At 40.0% G+C, this 19,871-nt stretch carries 24 protein-coding genes; 14 read left to right on the top strand and 10 right to left on the bottom strand.

The annotated features are described in order from the left end of the window. Positions 1-10: 10 nt before the first annotated feature. The 3 genes from ACSR9O_RS16445 (at position 11) to ACSR9O_RS16435 (ending at position 1,052) form a co-directional block, all read left to right on the top strand. Positions 11-178 carry a Fur-regulated basic protein FbpA gene (locus ACSR9O_RS16445; protein ID WP_084786080.1) on the top strand — a complete coding sequence of 56 codons (168 nt, stop codon included), beginning with the start codon at positions 11-13 and terminating at the stop codon, positions 176-178. Next, positions 171-320 (top strand): FbpB family small basic protein, encoded by a 150-nt coding sequence (locus ACSR9O_RS16440; RefSeq protein WP_098186234.1) that lies wholly within the window; start codon positions 171-173, stop codon positions 318-320. Before ACSR9O_RS16445 ends, ACSR9O_RS16440 begins: the two co-directional genes overlap by 8 nt. 441 nt (positions 321-761) lie before the next feature. Beyond that, on the top strand, positions 762-1,052 hold the full coding sequence (locus ACSR9O_RS16435) for a hypothetical protein (protein WP_491724723.1): 291 nt from the start codon (positions 762-764) through the stop codon (positions 1,050-1,052). A 187-nt stretch (positions 1,053-1,239) separates the two neighbouring features. On the opposite strand, the gene ACSR9O_RS16430 is transcribed toward ACSR9O_RS16435, so the two are convergent. Both ACSR9O_RS16430 and ACSR9O_RS16425 read right to left on the bottom strand, forming a co-directional pair. Then, complete coding sequence (locus ACSR9O_RS16430) at positions 1,240-1,872, bottom strand: DUF2238 domain-containing protein (protein ID WP_491724722.1); 633 nt, start codon at positions 1,870-1,872, stop codon at positions 1,240-1,242. Positions 1,873-1,922: 50 nt separating this feature from the next. Beyond that, entirely contained in the window at positions 1,923-2,696 is a 774-nt protein-coding gene (locus ACSR9O_RS16425; RefSeq protein WP_491724721.1) for an alpha/beta fold hydrolase, read from the bottom strand. Between the two features lie 288 nt (positions 2,697-2,984). Here ACSR9O_RS16425 and ACSR9O_RS16420 point away from each other — a divergent pair, with 288 nt between their 5' ends. Further along, positions 2,985-3,155, top strand: coding sequence for a hypothetical protein (locus ACSR9O_RS16420; protein ID WP_231688511.1), 171 nt, complete (start codon positions 2,985-2,987; stop codon positions 3,153-3,155). A 750-nt stretch (positions 3,156-3,905) separates the two neighbouring features. Beyond that, positions 3,906-4,466 (top strand): peptidoglycan-binding domain-containing protein, encoded by a 561-nt coding sequence (locus tag ACSR9O_RS16415; RefSeq protein ID WP_491724720.1) that lies wholly within the window; start codon positions 3,906-3,908, stop codon positions 4,464-4,466. Between the two features lie 508 nt (positions 4,467-4,974). Here ACSR9O_RS16415 and ACSR9O_RS16410 read toward each other — a convergent pair. Continuing rightward, positions 4,975-5,421: a hypothetical protein gene (locus ACSR9O_RS16410; protein WP_491724719.1), complete on the bottom strand. Its 447-nt coding sequence runs from the start codon at positions 5,419-5,421 to the stop codon at positions 4,975-4,977. Between the two features lie 220 nt (positions 5,422-5,641). Between ACSR9O_RS16410 and ACSR9O_RS16405 the strand changes: the two genes are divergently transcribed. Both ACSR9O_RS16405 and ACSR9O_RS16400 read left to right on the top strand, forming a co-directional pair. Further along, complete coding sequence (locus ACSR9O_RS16405; protein ID WP_491724718.1) at positions 5,642-7,069, top strand: phospholipase D-like domain-containing protein; 1,428 nt, start codon at positions 5,642-5,644, stop codon at positions 7,067-7,069. A gap of 136 nt (positions 7,070-7,205) precedes the next feature. Then, positions 7,206-8,057 (top strand): MBL fold metallo-hydrolase, encoded by an 852-nt coding sequence (locus ACSR9O_RS16400; RefSeq protein WP_101223141.1) that lies wholly within the window; start codon positions 7,206-7,208, stop codon positions 8,055-8,057. Between the two features lie 87 nt (positions 8,058-8,144). On the opposite strand, the gene ACSR9O_RS16395 is transcribed toward ACSR9O_RS16400, so the two are convergent. Further along, on the bottom strand, positions 8,145-8,489 hold the full coding sequence (locus ACSR9O_RS16395) for a hypothetical protein (RefSeq protein ID WP_101223140.1): 345 nt from the start codon (positions 8,487-8,489) through the stop codon (positions 8,145-8,147). Between the two features lie 141 nt (positions 8,490-8,630). Further along, the gene (locus tag ACSR9O_RS16390) at positions 8,631-9,272 is read right to left on the bottom strand and encodes a hypothetical protein (RefSeq protein WP_260358460.1); all 642 of its coding nucleotides are present in this window, start codon (positions 9,270-9,272) and stop codon (positions 8,631-8,633) included. Positions 9,273-9,513: 241 nt separating this feature from the next. Here ACSR9O_RS16390 and ACSR9O_RS16385 point away from each other — a divergent pair, with 241 nt between their 5' ends. After that, positions 9,514-9,642 (top strand): hypothetical protein, encoded by a 129-nt coding sequence (locus tag ACSR9O_RS16385; protein WP_260358459.1) that lies wholly within the window; start codon positions 9,514-9,516, stop codon positions 9,640-9,642. Between the two features lie 136 nt (positions 9,643-9,778). Here the strand turns inward: ACSR9O_RS16385 and ACSR9O_RS16380 are convergent, their stop codons facing one another. From ACSR9O_RS16380 to kynU, 5 genes are all read right to left on the bottom strand, one after another. Next, complete coding sequence (locus tag ACSR9O_RS16380; RefSeq protein ID WP_214770607.1) at positions 9,779-10,411, bottom strand: LysE family translocator; 633 nt, start codon at positions 10,409-10,411, stop codon at positions 9,779-9,781. Between the two features lie 165 nt (positions 10,412-10,576). After that, positions 10,577-11,203, bottom strand: a complete 627-nt coding sequence (gene kynB, locus ACSR9O_RS16375; RefSeq protein WP_260358458.1) for an arylformamidase — start codon at positions 11,201-11,203, stop codon at positions 10,577-10,579. Between the two features lie 46 nt (positions 11,204-11,249). Then, positions 11,250-12,104: a tryptophan 2,3-dioxygenase gene (kynA, locus tag ACSR9O_RS16370; protein ID WP_101223135.1), complete on the bottom strand. Its 855-nt coding sequence runs from the start codon at positions 12,102-12,104 to the stop codon at positions 11,250-11,252. Positions 12,105-12,155: 51 nt separating this feature from the next. Next, complete coding sequence (locus tag ACSR9O_RS16365) at positions 12,156-13,577, bottom strand: amino acid permease (RefSeq protein ID WP_230176625.1); 1,422 nt, start codon at positions 13,575-13,577, stop codon at positions 12,156-12,158. Between the two features lie 89 nt (positions 13,578-13,666). Next, positions 13,667-14,944 (bottom strand): kynureninase, encoded by a 1,278-nt coding sequence (gene kynU / locus ACSR9O_RS16360; RefSeq protein ID WP_260358457.1) that lies wholly within the window; start codon positions 14,942-14,944, stop codon positions 13,667-13,669. 173 nt (positions 14,945-15,117) lie between these two features. Here kynU and ACSR9O_RS16355 point away from each other — a divergent pair, with 173 nt between their 5' ends. The 6 genes from ACSR9O_RS16355 (at position 15,118) to ACSR9O_RS16330 (ending at position 19,786) form a co-directional block, all read left to right on the top strand. Further along, complete coding sequence (locus tag ACSR9O_RS16355) at positions 15,118-15,732, top strand: TetR/AcrR family transcriptional regulator (protein ID WP_491724717.1); 615 nt, start codon at positions 15,118-15,120, stop codon at positions 15,730-15,732. 472 nt (positions 15,733-16,204) lie between these two features. After that, the gene (locus tag ACSR9O_RS16350) at positions 16,205-16,552 is read left to right on the top strand and encodes a lmo0954 family membrane protein (RefSeq protein ID WP_101223131.1); all 348 of its coding nucleotides are present in this window, start codon (positions 16,205-16,207) and stop codon (positions 16,550-16,552) included. A 19-nt stretch (positions 16,553-16,571) separates the two neighbouring features. Further along, positions 16,572-17,207, top strand: a complete 636-nt coding sequence (locus ACSR9O_RS16345; RefSeq protein ID WP_260358456.1) for a PspA/IM30 family protein — start codon at positions 16,572-16,574, stop codon at positions 17,205-17,207. A 155-nt stretch (positions 17,208-17,362) separates the two neighbouring features. Next, positions 17,363-18,109, top strand: a complete 747-nt coding sequence (gene liaF / locus ACSR9O_RS16340; protein WP_491724716.1) for a cell wall-active antibiotics response protein LiaF — start codon at positions 17,363-17,365, stop codon at positions 18,107-18,109. Further along, the gene (locus ACSR9O_RS16335) at positions 18,106-19,152 is read left to right on the top strand and encodes a sensor histidine kinase (protein WP_230176628.1); all 1,047 of its coding nucleotides are present in this window, start codon (positions 18,106-18,108) and stop codon (positions 19,150-19,152) included. Before liaF ends, ACSR9O_RS16335 begins: the two co-directional genes overlap by 4 nt. Then, a complete protein-coding gene (locus ACSR9O_RS16330) occupies positions 19,145-19,786 on the top strand; it encodes a response regulator transcription factor (RefSeq protein ID WP_053536075.1) in 642 nt (213 codons plus the stop codon). The genes ACSR9O_RS16335 and ACSR9O_RS16330 overlap by 8 nt, the downstream gene beginning before the upstream one ends. Positions 19,787-19,871 lie beyond the last annotated feature (85 nt).

The raw sequence follows: 19,871 nt of genomic DNA, 5'->3' as shown, positions 1-19,871 counted from the left end.
AGGGTCCTTGATGATTACCCAATTAAGTACAAAGGGAGAAGCAAAAAAAGAGGAACTTATACAAGAACTTCTGAAATTCGGGATTTTTAAAAAATATAATAAACAACTTTACGAGCTTCCGATAGTAGTTTTACAGAAGGAATTCAATCACTTGAGAGGTGAATTAAAAAATGTCTAGGAGAAGGAAATCATATACTGAACTTCTAAAAGAAAACCGCGAACTTCTGTTGCATGACAAAATTGAAGTGGAACGCATCTATACAAAGATCGATCAAAAAGCCATCAATGAAAAAAAGGGCGGTAAGCAAGTACAATCATGACTGGTTAAAATTTGAACGTTGATTGAAACTTGGCACTCGCTTTCCACGGGCGGTCCCGCACTCGGAGCTTTTTGCGCCTGTGGTTCTTTTATGAAACGCTCGCTAGATTGAGGAAATTTGCGACACCCCTGCCGAAAACTGGCTAGCCGAGACCCCGGAGTCGCTTGCGTCGAGGAGGCTTGGCAGACAGTCAGCGGAAAGGAGCGGATTTCTGAAATCAACTCGAGTATTTTTGAAACTTCAGGCAAACTGACTTTTCTTCAAGTTTGCCTGAAGTCTGAGCCGAAATCCATTTTTGATTTCGGTTTTTTCTTTTGGGTCTGTTATTGAATGCTGTTGGTTTCCATATTCAACAAACCGTGCAGTTAGTTGAAGAAGAAGGTATTTTCCGGTTGGTTGCCGAATAAAAATCCTTTAGGTAAAACTTAGGGGGAGTGCAAATTGAAAAATGTAATAAATGGAATCAATCATTGGATAGGTTTTATACCTGAAGAGTTCAACCGGAGGACAGAAAAAGAATTAAATCATCGACCAATGCCACACAAATGGTCCAAAAAAGAGATTTTAGGACATCTATGCGATTCTGCATTGAACAATATGAATAGGTTTATCAAGATTCAGTACGAAGAACAGCCATATGTTATACAACCATATAATCAAGACCAATGGGTATTGGTTCAGAATTATCAAGAGCGACCATTGGATGAGATCGTTAACCTTTTTGTTCTTTAAATAAGCAAATCATACATATAATAACGAATACACCAATTGATAGATTATCTAATCTTTGTGATATAGGAAATAATCAACTAAAATCATTGGAGTGGCTAATAAAAGATTATCTAGAACATATGGAACATCATATTAACAATCAAATCCTAATTAAAAAATAGTGATCTATAGGTCACTATTTTTTAATTCAATTTTTCACTTTTCGTAACAGCTTGTCATGAAGTTTAGACAAGGTGAACAATACAAGGATAGAGCCGATTAATGTTAACGCCATATCCCATTGCGCATCCCAAATATCACCCTGTGTTCCTAAAAATTCCTTTGAAGCTTTTCTGCCTTTTGAAATGATGGCAGCTATCCATTCGATGATTTCATATAGTGCTCCAATGGCAAGTGCAAAACTTAATGTGACAGCAAATAACCACGATCCTTTTGTTAGAGGGGTTTTACGTATTACTATTTCTCTAATCACAATCGCAAATAAACCTTTTAGGAAATGTCCAAACCGATCATATTGGTTCCGGTTTAGGTCGTAATGATCTTTTAACCAATTAAACAGGGGGACTTTTGAGTACGTATAATGGGCACCTATGAACATGGTGATTGAAAGAACGGCAATAACGAAATAGGATAATGTAGTAAGGCGGAATTTATTATATGTAACCATTACATAAATCAGAAACACAACGGCAGGAAGTACTTCCATTGTCCATATCAAGTATCCTTCAGGCTTAATAACTGACCAAATAAAAACTGCAGTGACTAGCAATAGTAATATTAAATGAATCAGTGTACTTTTATCTCTTCCCAATTTTTTCACTCCATAAATTCAGGATATATACTAGGTTGAAATTTGCAATCTCGGAAAAATCAAACAGTTTGTGAATGGATAAAATTCTTAATGCTTTCATTTAAATCATTAGCCGCTTTTGTAGGAATCTGATGCTTTGCATGATCAATGAATTTTAATTCCGTACATGGCAATTTTTCATGCAATAAATTAGCGTAATAATACAATGGTTTATCTTTTTTACCATAGATCAGTAAAATGGGCAGGTTGATTTTCTCTAGCTGATGGGTACAGTTATAATGCAAACTATAATGGTAATACTGCTCGATATTTCTGGCATCTCCTTTTAGGGCTTCATTAAACATTTTGTTGAACAACTTTTCGGTATTTGAATTGCTCCATGAAATGGAAAGCGCAAGTATTGGAACTGCGTCTTTCTTGGCAAGTGATATTCCTAAAGAAATCTTTTGCTTTAAATATTTATCCCTCACTTCAGACATTCCACCTATAACAATGCCTCCTAGAGCCCTATCGGCACAACTCAGCAAATATTCCAATACGATAGATCCTCCGGTCGAGTATCCGCATATGATTGCTTTTTTAATTTTCAAATGATCCAACAGATGTTTGATATCTTCTATGATCCGGGGATAAGTTACTGGCAGTCTTGAATACTGACTTCTACCGTGTCCCCTAATATCAAAGGTTATAACTTTGAATTCTTCGGATAATTCCTCCATTTGGTATTGGAAATTCACACTAGTCAGTACAGGAGGATGAATAAAAACAATAGGAACCCCTTTTCCCTTAACAGAATAATACAAGCTATTACCGTCCACATCTAACATGGGCATGAAAATTCACCTCAATAATCTTAAATCATTTTCAATCATTGAATGACTATACTATTTAGTAAACAATTTGAAGATAAGCGTTTGGATTTTAGCGACATGAAAATAAAAATCTTCATTTAAAGAGTGCTAATATCCCTCTTGAAAGAATTTTCCCTTTAAAACGTATTTTTATTACTAATTGTTTTGGTAACATACAATCTGAATTTTTGGTTTTTTTTTGAACAAGATATAAGAGTTCAGGAAATGAACAAAAATATATAAAATAAGGTGATGTAAATGAGAGCAAACATGGATAAAATTTTACCAGTAGTCGCTTCGGTCGGAGTGGGTATCGCCACTTATCAAATGTTGAGTGGAAATGGCGGGAAAATGAAAAATATGGTGCCGCTTGCCACAAATTTGATGGGAATGGGAACAGGGATGCAAGGGCAGAATCAACAACAGCCAGAAAATCAATAAAAAAGAAAATCATCTCCTATAGGGGATGATTTCAGACTGTAGACAAAACTTGATGAAAATCGAGTTTGTCTACAGTTTTTTTGCGGTTTGTACAATTTGAACGTTGATTTCCGCTCCAGGCACTCGCTTTCCGCGGGCGGTCATGGAGCCTCCTCGGCTTGCGCCTGCGGGGTCTCCCTAGACGCGCTTTTCCCGCAGGAGTCTCGCACCTTCCTCTCCAATCAACTATGTTATATCGTTTAGTTAGAAACTTTATCTGAGGAGTTGAGGTGTTGGTTTGGGAACACCATCATTTGATGAAAGATATGTTTTCCAACCCTTTTGTATACAAACTGAATGGGGTGATTTTCTTCAGACTGTAAACAAACTCGATATTAATTAAGATTGCCTAGTTTTTTTGAGGGAGTGTAAAATATGAACGTGATTTCCACTCCAGGCACTCGCTTTCCGCGGGTGGTCAGGGAGCCTCCTCGATGCTCTTGGCCCCTCGCGCTTTTCCCGCAATAGTCTCGCACACCCGCCCAATTAACTATGTTTTGAAGTTATAGGTAAACCCCCTTTTGTTTTTATTCAAGAAACGGGACTTCCGTCATATGCTGGCTTTTGAAAATGACACTATGAATCGTATTTACCATTTTTTATAATTAAAGTAATAAATCACCAATAAGATAACTCCATACGTTATAATGAATGGGCTCCAAGGGAAGTGTCAGAAACCTGCAGGAGTAATCATATGAATGGAGGTTATATGTGTTGAAGAAAAAATTATTGGTCATGATTCCAACAGTTGCCTTGATGTTGGCCCCTCTAGGAACGGGTACTTCAATTACCCACGCAGCATCAAAGGGCAGTGAAATCCAGAAAATCGAAACGAAGGCGGAAACACGCCCGACCCTCAGGAAAGGCTCACGTTCGAGTTATGTAAGAGACTTACAGCAAAGCCTTAAAGATGTTAAATATAATGTAGGTGTTGATGGGATTTTCGGTACCCAAACACAAAATGTGGTAAGGGAGTTTCAAGTGGATCATAACTTGAGTTCGGATGGTATCGTCGGACCGAAGACATGGGCTGCTTTAGATGAAAATAAGGTGGAAAGAAGACAGTTCACGGAGAAAGACGCGATCGCGTTAGGTAAGAAGAAGCTGGGTAACAACATCGTATTCAGCGGTGATGGCAGATTGCTGAAAGATGGCAAAGGAAAATCATATTACAATTATAAAGCAGCTAATAAAGATTGGATCGATCAAGGCGGCACAGGAACGATTGGGTGGTTTTACATTTATAAAGATGGCCGTGTAGTCGAACAATAAAGGGATATATATGCAAAAAATGTTCTCACTTTAAGTGGGATTTTTTTTATGGATATTAAAGTAGACTAAATACATCTATTTTTGGCTATAAATAACAAGTAAATATAGATATAATAGTAAATGGACAGCAATTTGGTATAGTGGGCAGCGGTCACTCCTTTTCAGAAAGGGGGTGTCGCTGGTGATTTCTATTATGGACGGATTGATGCTAATGATTTCATTCGCCTCTTTAATCGTCGCAGTAATCGCGGTTACATTAAAAAAGTAACCCCCTCCATACCATCCGGCCAGATGTATGTAGGAAAAGGGTTACTTTCATGATCGAGTAGCAACTGACTTACCACAGAAAGCCGCTGCTCTTTATGCAGTTTGCTGTTCATTAAGACGCTGGTTAAACCAGTGTCTTTTTTTATTTATTAGTTATCAATATTATATCCTCATTTTGCCTATACATTCAACTAAAAAACATGGGTGAGATATTGCTTAACGAAGTCTTTGGTAAAATCAATTAGATTTTCGTTAAATCCCTGCCGATATCCAGTTTGAATAATTTCATTCCTTTATAAGAAACAATTGAAGGAATCATACAAAGCAAGGCCATCGGTAAACAATAAAGAAGATAGAAATGCCCTCCGTTGTCCAGCAAGGGAATATAGGCTAAAGCAACAAAAAGTAAAGTGAAAAAAATGATCGTGAAAATCCCGAAAGATTGATGATAGAAGGCATGAATTTCCCTTCTTTTTTCATCTTGGTTCGGTAAGGTCTTTACTGCTTTGTGCGTTCGAAGGAATAGGTACAAGGAGAACATTAGAAATAAAGCGGAAAATGGTAAAGCAATCGCAAATAATGAAACGTCAAGAATGGAAAGATAAAAGCTGGATAAAAAGAAAACTTCAGATACCCCTAATGCAAAACAATAATTGAAGATACTTATTCTATCAGGTTGTTTAAGCATGAAATCCCTCCTTCTATATCATATTATGCAACTGCTTTCATGTTCACCACTTTGTCACATTTAAAAGGAAAATAAATGTTCCAAGTTCCACCCAGGATCAAGCAGATGGGTAAATGGCATCGCTCGATAGTAGTCAGATTTATCAAGCCTGCAGATTTTGAATAGAGTCTTTGCATATTACGAATAGTAATAAAATATCGCTTAAAGGGGGGAGTGCTCAATGTCTGTAAAAACGGCAATTAAAGGATTTTTGCTTGTTCTTCTATTATATGTCCTTTATGTAGTGGTGACGGCTGTTGTTCTTTTCCCCAAAGCAGAAAAAGAAGAAAACAGGCCGATTAGACAAGTAAGTGAATATATGGGAGAGAAGGAAGCCACCGTGGATCGTGTCCTGCTTTTCGAAGACGGTTATAAGTCGGGACTCGCCAGAATGCGAATGATCCAGGAAGCCCAGCATTCAATCGATATCGCCTACTATGCTTTTGGAAAAGGCAAATCAACAGAGCTTTTTCTTGGAGCCTTGATTGATGCGGCTGACCGAGGTGTCAAAGTCCGAATCCTTCTGGATGGAATATCTCATGGACTCAGAGGTCAATTAAGCAGTGCCCGTTATGCATTGGCTTCGCATGAAAACATTGAATTAAGATATTACGAAACCTTTAAGCCATTTAAGCCGTGGACCTGGCATAATCGCCTTCATGACAAGATTATCACTGTAGATGGAAAGTTAGGCATCATCGGCGGGAGAAATATTGCAGATAAGTACTTAGCAAGCAAGCCGCCGAGGAACTTTGTCTATGACAGGGATGTACTCATTTTCAATGCTAAAGAGGAGAAAGATAGTGTAATCGTTGAAATGAAGGACTATTTGAATCAATTATGGAATCATCCGTATACGAGCGATGTTTTTTCGGACCTCTCGAAAAGGCAAACGAAAAAAGGAGAACGTGAAAGAGATGCATTAGCGAAACAATATAGCAAAGCATTGCAAACTGAAGCTGATTTCGTTAATCCAGTCGTCGATTGGAACAAGGCTACAACACCTACAAAGAAAGTGTCCTTCATTCATAATCCAATCGAACGTTTCAACAAACACCCTATTGTGTGGAGATCCCTATTGGATATTGCTGCGAACGCCAATCAATCGGTATACATCCAAAGTCCCTATATTGTTCCTGCGGATGCCTTGAAGGATTATGTACCGAGGCAAATGGATCCAAAGGCTGATTGGACAATACTTACCAATTCGGTGGCATCAACACCGAATGTTATCGCCTTTTCCGGTTATTTGGCGCTTAGGGATAGCGTCGTTGAGACGGGGGCAAGGCTTTATGAATATTCAAAGCCTTATTCTTTGCATGGTAAATCGGTTGTCTATGATCGACGATTAAGTGCAGTGGGCTCCTATAATTTGGATTCCCGATCTGCCTTTTTGAATACAGAATCGATGGTGGTCATCGATAGTGAAAGATTTGCAACGCAGTTGATAGGTGCCATCGATTCGAAAATCACAAAAAGTACACTCATTGCGGACAATAAAAAATATATACAACCGCCTGAAGATCAGAAGAAGGAAGAGTCTTTTTTTAAAGCCACCTTTTTAAATGCCCTCTCGAAAATCACGGTATATTGGAATAGGTTCATTTGAATGATGACGAAAAAGACAGCAATCACGGAGATTGTTGTCTTTTTTGCCTTTAGCGGAGATTATGTAATGAATACATGTGTAATTTGCTATACTTGAGCAAGCTAATCACAACAACAATCGTAAGGAGAACAGAAACATGCAAACATTACAGCACCTATCGAAACGTATTGTCTACCTGCCGCCAGTTCAGGAAACGGATCGCCCGGTTCTTGCCGCCGTGACGGGAAACAAGAAAACGCTTATCATCGATGCCGGTAACTCAGTCAGGCATGCACAGCTCTTTAAGGACGAATTGCTTCGGAATGATATTAGCGGGAATTTCCTCGTTCTTACCCATTCACACTGGGACCATGTTTTCGGACTGGAGAATATCGGGATTCCAGTGATTTGTCAGGAAAAAACATACACCAACATTAAAGATATGCAGCAGCTTTCATGGGAAGATCGGGCCCTTGATCAACGGGTCGAAGAAGGGACGGAGATTACCTTTTGCGCCGATGCAATCAAATTGGAGCATGGGACGAATAGAGAGATTTCCTTTCCTCTGCCCGATATCATCTTTGAAAGAACGATGACGATCGATCTCGGCAATATAACCTGTGTCATTGAGCATGTAGGGGGCGATCATGCTAAAGATTCCTGCATCATCTATGTACGGGAGGAAAAAACATTATTTCTTGGAGACTGCCTTTATGCCAATCTTTATGCTGAAAAATGGAATTATACGCCTGAACAGGCTTCGCTGCTCATTAAGAAAATTGAAGCCTATGATGCCGAAACCTACATACTCTCCCATCATGATAAGCCTTGCACGAGACTGGAAATGGAGGCGGAGCTTAAGCTAATGAAAGAATGTGCCAGAGCGGTGGTCGAACACCGGGGAAACCGAGCTTTAATGGAGCAGGAACTGGCTAAAGAACTAAAGCGGGATCTAACTGAGGACGAACGTGAAACAATTGGATTTTTCGTGAATGGTTACTTTGAGTGATTGAAGACCATAGGGGTGGCTTGGGGTATGAGGTCGGTAATACTGGGCTCATACCCTTTAATTTGGCCTTAGTTCTCAAAGGCTCATTCAAGGTCCCCACACCAAATCGATAATAATAGTTAATAGTACTGAAACAATAAGAATTGATAGGAAACCTGATATGATTTTCCCTGCTTTTGCTCCTCTGTTATCGGGATAAATATGACCAATGATAAAGGAAGGGATGAAAAATATAGCCGAATAGAACATTGTATAATGAATACCTGAATCTCCATTTGACCATGCGCTTAGTCCGATATTATTTAAAATATCATCTCCTATGCAAGGTTTATCGCCAAATTGAAAGGTAAACAATATTCCGATTAAACATAGTGCAAAAGAAAGGGAACCTAATCCGATATCCTTTGTTTTCCTAACTTCAATAGTTTTCATTTCTATTCTCCCTGTATAAAAATAACAAAATATGTTTTTTATATTGTAACATTCATAGCCTTATTTCTGGTCCCGTTTAATATAACTTTTATATAGCTTGTACATGTATCACGAGGGAGGATTCATCATTTCTATCGGGCTTCAAATTCTGTAAACATAAGGTCTTTTATAGGCTTTTGCTCTTTGCTTGGAGGTAGTCATAGCCCTTAGTTGTCTTTGTGAGATTGGTGGTACGATTACTGTCCCTGAGGGATACATAATGTTGTTTTTATCATTTAAATGACGTGCATTGACTAACAAGGCATGTCCGAATTCATGAGCCAAGATATCCATATTTTTTTGTTGGAATGTATCATATGTCATGACGATATTACCCAGTGTTCCTTTATTATCCCAGCTGACGTTAGCAATAGCCTTTCCATCTTTAAGGTCTTGTGCATTAATGTAAAACACAGCAAGTCCAGTTTGACGGCCACGATTACCTTTTCTTAAGGCTCTAAAAACTTTCTCCCGTTGTCTCATCTGCAAAGGTACGGAGATCCTTGCTATAGTGGCATCAGCTTTCAAACCACACTTCCGTGCTCCTTCTTTAGTTCTTAAATCACAAATATTAGGCCGAAAATCAATTCCCCATATGTCACTGGCGTATTTAAATTGTGTTCTTATATCTTCTTCTCTTACTTCAGCAGCGTTACCTAAAATGAAAACACAAACATCGGTCGTATACCGAGTACTCTGACCATTGTTATTCTTACTGATTTTCTCATCTTTTTTCTTTGACACAGCGTTCATCCTTTTTTTTATAATTGCCACATGATAATAAATGCAGAAATTCCTCAAGATGTTTGGACAACCCTAAACAAAAAGTTGAATGACCAAAGAATTTAAAAAAATCCAATTTTCAGAAGCATGTAAGGCTCCCTTAGGGGAGTTCATAATATTTGTATCGTATATACTGTGTTCAAAAGCGTTATTTGTGGTAGTTTATGGTAAAGTGCAGAAAAACAATAATAGGGGGATGGAAATGAAACTTTTACTAAGATTATCTTTAGTAAGTATTTGTGCATTGTTTTTAATCCCTGCAAGCGAAGATTGGAAAACTGGTAAACTGTACATTCTGTTGTTCGGTGACGGGGGGAAAATAGTGAAGTGAACATATGATTCTCTTTTGAAAACATTATCGTTTCATTTATTGTGACACTAACTCAGCAAGTACCTTAATCCCTGTTTCTGCAAAAAACTGCACCTCTGATTGTTAGGTGTTTCTAACAATTAGGGTGCAGTTCAGATTAATTATGAGCTTTTTCCAGAGCTAGCTTTAACCCGAAACCAATCAAGACCGTCCCGGTTATACCCTCGAAAATCGCTTGGGTTCTAGGCTTTTTCATGAAAGCACTGATCTGGTTCAGCAGATAGATATAAAATACAAACCACAACGCAGTTAAAACGGTGTACGTCATGCCCATGATCAGGAACGGTAAAAACGTATCATTTCCCGGGTTCACGAACTGAGGCAGGAACGTTAAAAAGAAGACGGCCACTTTAGGGTTCAGCAGATTGGTAAGGAAGCCTTGCTTAAAGCAAGACTGGTTTTCGTACTTACTTTTGACTGATGTTTCCGCCGCTGCGGCCACTTGTTTATTCCTTAATCCCCATAGGGTCTTGAAGCCTAGATATACTAAGTAAACGGCACCGACATATTTGAAGATGGAAAATAGTAAAGCGGATTTCACAATGATTGCCGAAAGTCCGAACACGGCAGCTGATGTATGAATAAGCAGGGCACAGCACGTGCCGAACATCGTTTTAAAACCTCCCGACGTCCCCACGGTAACGGTGTTCCTTGTGGCTATTGCTGTATCTGGACCGGGTAAGATGATGAGAAGGATGCACATGATGATGAACAAATAAAAGTTTTCCATATTCGGACCTCCACTCTTAGTGATGAATTCTGAAAATTATAACATAAATGCACTTGGTTTAGGGAGATAAATTTGATAGTTAATGGTTACCTCAATAGAAAGGGAGGCAATAAAAAAACAAGCCAAATCATTTTTTGATCTGGCTCGTTTTTTTGAAAAATTTTGTTAGGGTAACTTTTTCAACACAGCACGTACCGGACTTCCATCTGCTTCAACTAAAGGAAGAGGAAGGGCTGCCAGCTCATAATTACCCGGTCCTATATCGTCTAATACAAGTCCTTCCAAAATGTGAATTCCATGACCGGCAAGTTCATGGTGGGCAGACAGTTCTTTACTATCCAGTGGATCTACTGATGGTAAATCAAGACCAATAAGACGGACGCCCATTTCTGAAAGATATGCCGCTAATTCTGGCTGGATAGGAGGAATCGTTTGTGGAAACACACTTCTATCCTGCCATGCATCCGTCCGTATTAACAGACGGGTAACGCCAGTTAGATCTATACTGGATAATTCATCGACTCCGATGCTTGTCTTGTTTGGTAAATGGATAACTCGGGCAATTCCCATATATAAGTCGAGATCCAAATCAATCACTCTTTTTCCATCGTCATCAAAATGAAAAGGTGCATCAATATGGGTACCGGTATGGATACTCATATTGATTTGACCAACATTGACAGATCCACTTTCTTCTTTACTCCAATTTACTTTATAAGAGAAAGGTGTATCTCCAGGCCAAACTGCAACGTTATCATCCAGACGTTGTGAAATATCAATCCATGTCCCCATGCATTTACCTCCATCTTCGCTGGCTGTTTCTTTGCTGCTTATTTCATCATAGCTTCGTTCTTAAACTCCATAGTTCTGGGAAAAAGTGTTGATCAAGTGCTCTTTTTAAATACGTTACACCTGATGATCCGCCAGTACCTTGCTTATTACCAATAATCCTTTCCACTGTGGTCATATGATTAAAACGCCATAATTGCTGTTGGTGGCCAATGTCCACTAACTTTTCGCCCAGCTCATATAAGTCCCAATATTGCTCAACATCGCGATAAACAGTCAGCCATGCCTCTTCTACACTGGCATTTGGTTCATATCTTTGTGACCAATCCCTGCTGATGGCTCCTTGATCAATAGGTAATCCACGGGCTACAAGAGCATTAATCGCCGCGTCATAAATACTTGGCTCATGAAGGGCCTGCTGCATTTGCTCGTATAACTCTGTTTGGTGCTGATAGACTGATAGCGTATGGACATTTTTGTTTCCTAATGCAAATTCAATCAAACGATTCTGATAAGATTGGAATCCGGAAGATTGTCCCAGTTTATCCCTGAACTCCATGTATTCAGCCGGCGTTAAAGTTGAAAGGACATTCCATGACTGAATCAATTGCTGCTGGATCCTTGAAACGCGAGACAGCATTTTAAACGAAGGTTCCAGCTTGTTTTGGCGGATGGACTCAGTCGCTGCTGTCAACTCATGTAAAATGAGCTTCATCCATAGCTCACTCGCTTGGTGGATAATGATAAATAGCATTTCATCATGATGATCGGAACATCTATGTTGACTGGTTAAAATCTTATCAAGGTGGAGATAATCTCCGTAAGACATCGATTTTTGAAAGTCGGTTTGAATTTCTTTCTCTAGACCCGTTATTGTTTTTTCATTGTTATCCACATTTTTCATTCCGCAATCTCCTCACTTTTCCATATGCAAAAAACTATTTATTTCGTCATTCTATTCTATCTTCTTTTCCAGAGATTCTTCCATTACATTATGGTTAATATTTCTTCTTTTTGAAATAAAATAAGCAACAGCTAAAAATAGTAACCAAGGAATCCCGAATTGAAGCATGATTTTGAAATCCGTAAACCATGACGTAATCATCAAACTAAATAGAAGAACGGCTCCTAGTATCGTTAAATAGGGAAAACCAATCATCCTTACCGGTAACTTGCGTCCGCCTGTTTTATCCCATGTAACCCTGAAAAACAAATGGGAAATGAAGATCATGAGCCATGTGAACATAGCACCGAACATGGAAATCCCCATCATGAAGGCATAGGATGAACCAGGAAGTAACGCATGAACGCCTGCAGCGATGAAAATTCCCGTTGAAGAGACTGCAAGTGCTTTTGTAGGAACACCCCTTTTGTTTAACTTTCCTAAAAAGCTAGGTGCATTTTTCCCACGTGCCAATGAAAACATCATCCGTGTTGAAGCATAAAGCTGAGCGTTCATGGCAGATATGGCAGCCGTTAAAATAATGAAGTTCATGATCCCGGATGCACCTGGAATGTTCAATATTTCCATCACTTTTACGAATGGACTTACCTCGATCCCAGCCGTTTTCCAAGGAACGATCATCAGCATGATGCCGATTGTCAGCACATAGAAAGTGGATAAACGGAACACGGTAGCTTTTAATGCTTTTGGGACAGCTGCATCTGGATCTTTTGCTTCCCCTGATGTAACCGCTATCAATTCAGTTCCAAGAAAGCTGAATAAAGAAATAAATACGGCTATCCACATCCCCTTCAAACCAAATGGGAAAAAACCGCCTTCATTCACGAAGTTTTCCGGTCCTATATGTGGCTGTTCGGATGAACCGAATAGTACATAGGCTCCAAGAAGGATAAAACCAACAATGGCACTTATTTTAATAAAGGAGAACCAATACTCAAATGTCGCGAATGTATTCACGCTGGTAGCATTTACATAAATCAGGACCCCTGCAAACAGCAAAATCCATACGATTCCCGGAACGCTCGGAAACCAATAATTCATATATACGCTGACTGCACTTACTTCAACCCCAACAGCCAAAACATTGCCAATCCAATAAGAATAGCGGACAAGATAGCCTGCCATAGGAGTCATGTACTTTTCCGCAATGGCTCCAAAAGATCCGGAAGTAGGATGGGCAACCGTCATTTCGGCTAAACAGCCCATCAACAGTAAAACAATGAACGCCCCAAGAGCATAACTGAGCAATACACTTGGCCCTGCCGCTTGAATCGCAAGCCCGCTGCCAAGGAATAGCCCTGTCCCGATGGCACAGCCCATCGCGATCATGGAAAGCTGATTTGTTTTCAGCTCACGTTTTAATCCTTTTTCTGGCTCATCTTTAAAGTTCAATTGAGTATTTTTGTTCTCCATAGTTCATCCCCTTTTTATCAAAAAAGATTTTAGCATGCCGTAATTAACTAACCATTTGAGGGATGAGCCCCATTTGGCGGAATTCCATGTTATGCGACCACTTCACGCTCATTCTTGAATTTTTCATATTGTTTTTCTGACATGATTTTCTTGAGTATTTGTACAACTTCCCAAACTTCTGCGTAGGAAGTATATAGTGCAACCGGAGCGAGACGAATGATGTTAGGTGCCCGGAAATCTGGAATGACACCGTTCTCTTTCAATGCCTTGCATATCCGTGCAGCTTCTTTATGCTCGAGGCTTACATGACCTCCGCGGCGTATGTCTTCTCTAGGAGTTCCAATGAAAAATCCCATGTCTTCCAATTCGAATTCGACTAAATCCATTAAATATTGATTGATTTTCAGGGATTTTTCGCGAATATTCTCAATTCCCGCTTCTATAAAAATGTCCAAAGACCCAATCAAAGGCGCACAACTTAACACATGCGGCGTGCCAATTTGATACGCTCCTGCTGATTCAGCTGGTGTTAAGGTATGTTCCATATCGAATTGTTTATCTTTTTTGGAGCCGAACCATCCAGCCAATCCAGGCATCGTTCCAAAATGTTTTCGATTTACATATAAACCGCCAACACCGCCAGGACCGCCATTTAAATGTTTATAATTGCACCAATACGCAAAATCCACATCCCATTCGCTGAATGAATGCGGGATGGCACCGATGGAATGGCATCCGTCAAATCCGATTACAATTCCTCTTTTATGAGCCTCATCAGTCAATCGTTTCATATCCAATATTTGACCGCTGCGATACAGGACCGTTGGTAAGATGATTAAAGCGATGTCATCGGTCATTGCTTGGATAATGTCATCTTCTTCAAGAAATCTGCCATCGCGGCTTTTGACGCGGATGAGATCGGTTTCCGGATCATATCCATGTGTACGCAGCTGACTTTGAAGAGCATAAATATCAGTCGGAAAGGTTAATTCATCTGCCAAAATTTTTGTGCGCATTCCTTCAGGCTTATAAAAAGTAGCTACAAGCTGATGCAGATTCACGGTTGTGGAGCCGGTTACAATAACTTCCTCGGGAGAAGCTCCGACCAATTGGGACATCTTCGCGCCCAATTTCTCAGCCATGAAAAACCATGGGTGATTCCCTTGCGTCCATCCATCGATCCCATGCTCTTTCCAATCTTCCAAAGACTCCAGAAGAGTGCGTTCAGCCCTTTTCGAAAGAAGCCCCAATGAGTTTCCATCCATATAGATGGAATTCGGCTTTAAATAAAACTCTTCTCGAAAACCTTTAAGCGTATCATTCTCATCCATTTGTTTAGCGTGATCCAATGTATATTCAGAAACCATAATCATCCTCCTATATTAGTATTTTAATAATTCTAGGAGAATCGTACCAAAGAATATGACATGGTGTCAATAAGTTAATTCAGAAAATTATAAACATTGAAATCGAACTTTCCAACAAATGTTTTTTATTTTATGGAAATCCTTTATGCTAGAAGATAGGGGGAGGAATAAGCATGGAGAATGGCAAAGTAGGGGATAAACGGCATTTACGCTCGATCATGACACGACAAAAGTTATTGGAAGCTGCAAAGGAAATATTTCTTGAAGAAGGTTATCAAGCTGCGCTTATTTCCCAAATGATCAAAAGGGCAAACATCGGATACGGAACGGCCTATGTTCATTTTAAAGGGAAAGAGGATCTGTTAATTGTATTAATGGAGAATGTAATGGAGCAATTCTATGAAATTGCCGAGACCTCTTTCTTTCCAAAATCAAAAGACGAAGCAAAACATATCATAAACATACAAGCTAATTCATTTTTGAAAATGGCAGAAGCTGAACGCAACATGATGCAAGTTTTCGAACAGGCCATTGGGATATCAACCATTATTTCAGATAAATGGAAAGCGATTCGCATGAAGTTCATTCAGCGAATTTCAAAGGACGTCGCCTATGCCCAGCAAAATGGTCTGGCAAGGGCTGAACTAAACCATGAGCTTGTGGCAAGAGGGTGGTTTTTCACAAATGAAATGTATCTGTGGGAAATTGTCCGAAACGAACACCAAAGCACTGTCGAAGAAATTGCTCAAACCATCACCTCAGTTTACGTCGAAGGCTTGTATTTGTAATGATAATGCAGCTCACCAATCTTCCGGTTTTATCGGAAGATTTTTTTTATTTCAAAACTCACGAGTAAACCCGCAGAATTCACGAGTAAACCGTTCAAATTCACGAGTAAATGCAAATTCACGAGTAAATTGCTCAAACTCACGAGTAAATAGTGCAAATTCACGAGTAAAGTGCCCAAACTCACGAGTAAAGTCGCAGAATTCACGAGTAAAGCGCAAATTCACGAGGATATAGCTCAAACTCGGAGTATATCACGCAAACTCTGGTATATATCGATCAAACTTTCGAATATATCACTCAAACTTACAAGTAAGTGCAAATTCACGAGGAAACCAAACCGCCAAAACACTCTCATTAGCATCGGACTTACAGCGTCTACGCCTTAAGTCCTACTAGAAAATATAGCTAAGGCTCATTATACGAACTTGTAAAAGTAGATAAGATATAAACATAGAAAGGAGGACGAAAACAATGAAGAAATTTGGTTTATTTATTGTAGGGCTGATCGCACTTTTCCTGTTACTGGCGAACGTTGGTCCACTGATCAGCCTGGCGATTTGCTTGGCGATCCTATACTTTGGGTTCAAGCAGTTCATGAAGTCCGAATCGACAGGGGCGAAGATTGCGTGGGGATCAGTCTCCATTATCGTGCTGATCGTTTCTATTTCCCATATCCCGGCAATATTGGGACTGGTGGCAGCTTATGTTCTTTACCTGGTTTATAAAAAATGGAATGAAAATGATGAAAGTGAATCATCGAAAGAAAATGACCCGTTCTCAAATTTTGAAAGAGAGTGGAAAGAGTTGAATAAGAACTAATAGAAGGGACGGAATTGAAATGGGTAATTTATTTTCAAGAATGAAACAAACGATTTCAGCGGATTTTCATGACTTGTTGGATAAGAAGGAGCAAAAAAATCCGATTGGAATGTTAAATCAATATTTGCGCCAATGTGAGCAGGAGACAGAAAAGGTCGGTAAGCTGCTTGAACGTCAATATCTTTTGAAAGAAGAGTTTACGCGTGAATATAATCAAGCGCAAAATCTAGCTGAAAAACGTAAGCATCAGGCTGAGATTGCTAAGCAGTCAGGAGAAACCGATCTAATGGAATTTGCTGTCAAGGAAAGCCTGCACTATGAAGATCGGGCGCTAAGTTTGAAAGAGGCGCATAAAAGTGCAGAGGTTCAGTTAGCTGAACTGGAGCGGAAATATGAAGAAATGAAGCATAAGCTGAAGGATATGCATCTAAAGCGGTTGGAACTGATGGGCAGGGAAAATATTGCCCGGGCAAACAACCGGATCAATCGGGTATTGGACGGAGGCAATTCCGAAACCAAACCGGTAGCGATGTTTGAAGAAATGGAGCATTATATCGATCGCATCGAGCACCAGGTCCATACAGATTATAATCGGCATACGATCGATGCCAGGATTGTCCAGCTTGAAAAAGAATTGGAACAGAAAGAAGCGTAAAGGTTTGTAAGGCATCTCTGTAATCCCCTGGCCTTTTGGAATGGAGGTCGGGGAAAACAGGCTGTCAGAACGTGATAATTTCATGGTATTCTTAAAAGGCACGGGTTCCTGTGCCTTTTAAGAATATCATGATCATATACAGGGGAGGCGAACCGATGTTGAACAAGTTGAAGACGGACTATATGGGATGGATACTTCTCATCGGAGTCGTCCTGCTTTTTTTAGAGATTTCATTTACGGGTGGAGGTCTCCTTTTTTCCATCGCTTTTTCAATAGGATGTATCTATTTAGGCAGGAAATTCACAAAACGGACAATCGGGAAAATTCTATTTTTTATAGGGCTGATTTCCCTTATCATCACCGTCTTGAATATGTTCGTTTTTAGATTTTTCCTAATGGCAATCCTCATTTATCTTTTGCTTTTATATTATCAGTCCAAAAAGAATCCTGATTGGGTCAGTCCGATTTTAACCAATGATGATTCGGATGAAGAGAAGATCAATAAGGAACAATTGCTGAAAACCGATTACCTTTTTAAAAATAAGTTGTTCGGTCATCAACAAACGGCCGAGCATGTATATGAATGGAATTCCGTGAATGTTCAGGGCGGTGTCGGTGATACGGTTATCGATTTAAGCAAAACGATTTTACCGAAAGGCGACGCTGTCATTTCCATCAGGAATATCATTGGCAATATCACTGTGCTTGTACCGTACGGCATCGAAATCAGGGTCCATCATTCTGTCATTGCTGGCAGAGCGCGGATTTTTGAAAATAAGCTTGAATCCAGGGTCTTTAATCAAATTTATTCCTACCAAACGGAAGGGTTCAATGAAACGGATCACAAGGTTCATATCATCACTTCAATCTTAGTTGGGGATTTAGAGGTGAAGCGGATATGAGCATACTGACACGGCAGATATTGACTGCCCTTGGTGTTGCTTTTGTTCTTTCCCTTGCCTTGCCGGCGGCGGTTTTCTTCATTTTTCCTTTATCCGACTGGAGCTTATTATGGGAGAAAATGGTCATGGGGTTACCCTTCGTCATATTCCTGCCAAGCCTGGTCATGACGGTAGGGCTGATTTATGGAGTTGTTTCGGGAATGTTTTGGAAGAGGCAGCTCGAAAGGGTGGATGAAGGGCTGCATTTACTTGAACAGGGCCGTCTGCCATCGCAACAGGAGGGGTATCCGGTCCAAGAAATCGCTAAAATGGCGGAACGGATGCAACTGATCCATAAGCAAATCAATGAGCAGACAAAATTATCGCAAAAAATGGCGAATGAAAAGGCCATTGATCAGGAGAAACAAATCCAGGAAATCGTTTCCCAGGAACGAAACCGTTTGGCGCGGGAGCTGCATGATTCGGTGAGTCAGCAATTGTTTGCAGCTTCAATGTTCATGTCGGCCATCACTGAATCACAATCCGATATGGAAAAAACGGAAATGAAACAATTCAAGGTAGTGGAAGAAATGATCCATCAATCCCAGCTTGAGATGAGGGCGCTATTGCTTCATTTGAGACCTGTTGCATTAAAGGGAAAATCTTTACATGAAGGAATGAAGGAGCTTCTTTTGGAATTGGCCCAAAAAGTGACGATGGATATAAATTGGAAGATGGAGCCTGTCACTTTGGATAAGGGGATTGAGGACCATCTGTTTCGGATTTTACAAGAATCGATTTCCAATACACTGAGACATGCAAAAGCCAATTCGCTTGAAGTGCTATTGATCGTTCGTGATGGAATGGTCATTTTACGAATAACGGATGACGGCATCGGTTTTAACGTCGAGGAGTCGAAAACGGGATCATATGGTCTGCAAAACATGCATGAACGGGCTGTTGAATTAGGCGGAACGATGCAACTTGTAAGCGTTCCGAATAAAGGAACGAAACTTGAAGTGAAAATCCCATTATTAAATGCTGGAGGTGATCATGATGATTAAAGTATTATTTGTCGATGACCATGAAATGGTAAGGATAGGGGTATCGGCTTATTTATCCGCACAATCTGATATCGAAGTGATCGGGGAAGCGGACAATGGCTTGAAAGCTGTCGAACTGGCAATGGAATTGCGTCCGGATATCATTTTGATGGATTTGGTGATGCCGGAAATGGACGGCATAGAAGCGACGAAACGAATTATCGAAAAATGGCCTGAAGCAAAGATCATCATTGTGACAAGCTTCCTGGATGATGAAAAAGTGTACCCGGCATTGGAAGCCGGAGCGACGAGCTATATGTTGAAAACATCAAAGGCCAGCGAGATTGCGAGAGCCGTCCGTTCCACTTTCCAAGGTCAAAGCGTACTTGAACCTGAAGTGACGGGAAAAATGATGGAAAAGCTGCGTCGCCCTAAAATCACCCAGCTTCATGATCAATTGACAAACCGTGAAATGGAAATTTTATTGCTGATGACTCAAGGGAAAACGAATCAGGAAATTGCCGATGAACTATACATAGCCCTGAAAACAGCCAAAGTGCATGTCAGCAATATATTAAGCAAGCTTGCGGTACAGGACCGCACGCAAGCAGTGATTTACGCATTTAAACATTCGCTCGTTCAAGAAGAAGAGTAAAGAGCGTCTATTTACCAATAGAGGAAAGTTTGTTATATTTAGGGAAATATCCCATCCTGTAAAGTTCATTCAAGGTTGCTGATTG

It is taken from the genome of Peribacillus sp. B65 (genome assembly GCF_058513295.1).
Note: the sequence above shows the minus strand (reverse complement) of the source record. Positions and strands in the feature narration are given on the sequence as shown.

Bases quoted from the DNA above. Each gene is read 5' to 3' on its own strand.
- ACSR9O_RS16445 (WP_084786080.1), top strand. From the start codon at position 11: ATGATTACCCAATTAAGTACAAAGGGAGAAGCAAAAAAAGAGGAACTT.
- ACSR9O_RS16440 (WP_098186234.1), top strand. From the start codon at position 171: ATGTCTAGGAGAAGGAAATCATATACTGAACTTCTAAAAGAAAACCGC.
- ACSR9O_RS16425 (WP_491724721.1), bottom strand. From the start codon at position 2,696: ATGCCCATGTTAGATGTGGACGGTAATAGCTTGTATTATTCTGTTAAG.
- ACSR9O_RS16420 (WP_231688511.1), top strand. From the start codon at position 2,985: ATGGATAAAATTTTACCAGTAGTCGCTTCGGTCGGAGTGGGTATCGCC.
- ACSR9O_RS16410 (WP_491724719.1), bottom strand. From the start codon at position 5,421: ATGCTTAAACAACCTGATAGAATAAGTATCTTCAATTATTGTTTTGCA.
- ACSR9O_RS16405 (WP_491724718.1), top strand. From the start codon at position 5,642: ATGTCTGTAAAAACGGCAATTAAAGGATTTTTGCTTGTTCTTCTATTA.
- ACSR9O_RS16400 (WP_101223141.1), top strand. From the start codon at position 7,206: ATGCAAACATTACAGCACCTATCGAAACGTATTGTCTACCTGCCGCCA.
- ACSR9O_RS16395 (WP_101223140.1), bottom strand. From the start codon at position 8,489: ATGAAAACTATTGAAGTTAGGAAAACAAAGGATATCGGATTAGGTTCC.
- ACSR9O_RS16385 (WP_260358459.1), top strand. From the start codon at position 9,514: ATGAAACTTTTACTAAGATTATCTTTAGTAAGTATTTGTGCATTGTTT.
- ACSR9O_RS16380 (WP_214770607.1), bottom strand. From the start codon at position 10,411: ATGGAAAACTTTTATTTGTTCATCATCATGTGCATCCTTCTCATCATC.
- kynB (WP_260358458.1), bottom strand. From the start codon at position 11,203: ATGGGGACATGGATTGATATTTCACAACGTCTGGATGATAACGTTGCA.
- kynA (WP_101223135.1), bottom strand. From the start codon at position 12,104: ATGAAAAATGTGGATAACAATGAAAAAACAATAACGGGTCTAGAGAAA.
- ACSR9O_RS16365 (WP_230176625.1), bottom strand. From the start codon at position 13,577: ATGGAGAACAAAAATACTCAATTGAACTTTAAAGATGAGCCAGAAAAA.
- kynU (WP_260358457.1), bottom strand. From the start codon at position 14,944: ATGGTTTCTGAATATACATTGGATCACGCTAAACAAATGGATGAGAAT.
- ACSR9O_RS16355 (WP_491724717.1), top strand. From the start codon at position 15,118: ATGGAGAATGGCAAAGTAGGGGATAAACGGCATTTACGCTCGATCATG.
- ACSR9O_RS16350 (WP_101223131.1), top strand. From the start codon at position 16,205: ATGAAGAAATTTGGTTTATTTATTGTAGGGCTGATCGCACTTTTCCTG.
- ACSR9O_RS16345 (WP_260358456.1), top strand. From the start codon at position 16,572: ATGGGTAATTTATTTTCAAGAATGAAACAAACGATTTCAGCGGATTTT.
- liaF (WP_491724716.1), top strand. From the start codon at position 17,363: ATGTTGAACAAGTTGAAGACGGACTATATGGGATGGATACTTCTCATC.
- ACSR9O_RS16335 (WP_230176628.1), top strand. From the start codon at position 18,106: ATGAGCATACTGACACGGCAGATATTGACTGCCCTTGGTGTTGCTTTT.
- ACSR9O_RS16330 (WP_053536075.1), top strand. From the start codon at position 19,145: ATGATTAAAGTATTATTTGTCGATGACCATGAAATGGTAAGGATAGGG.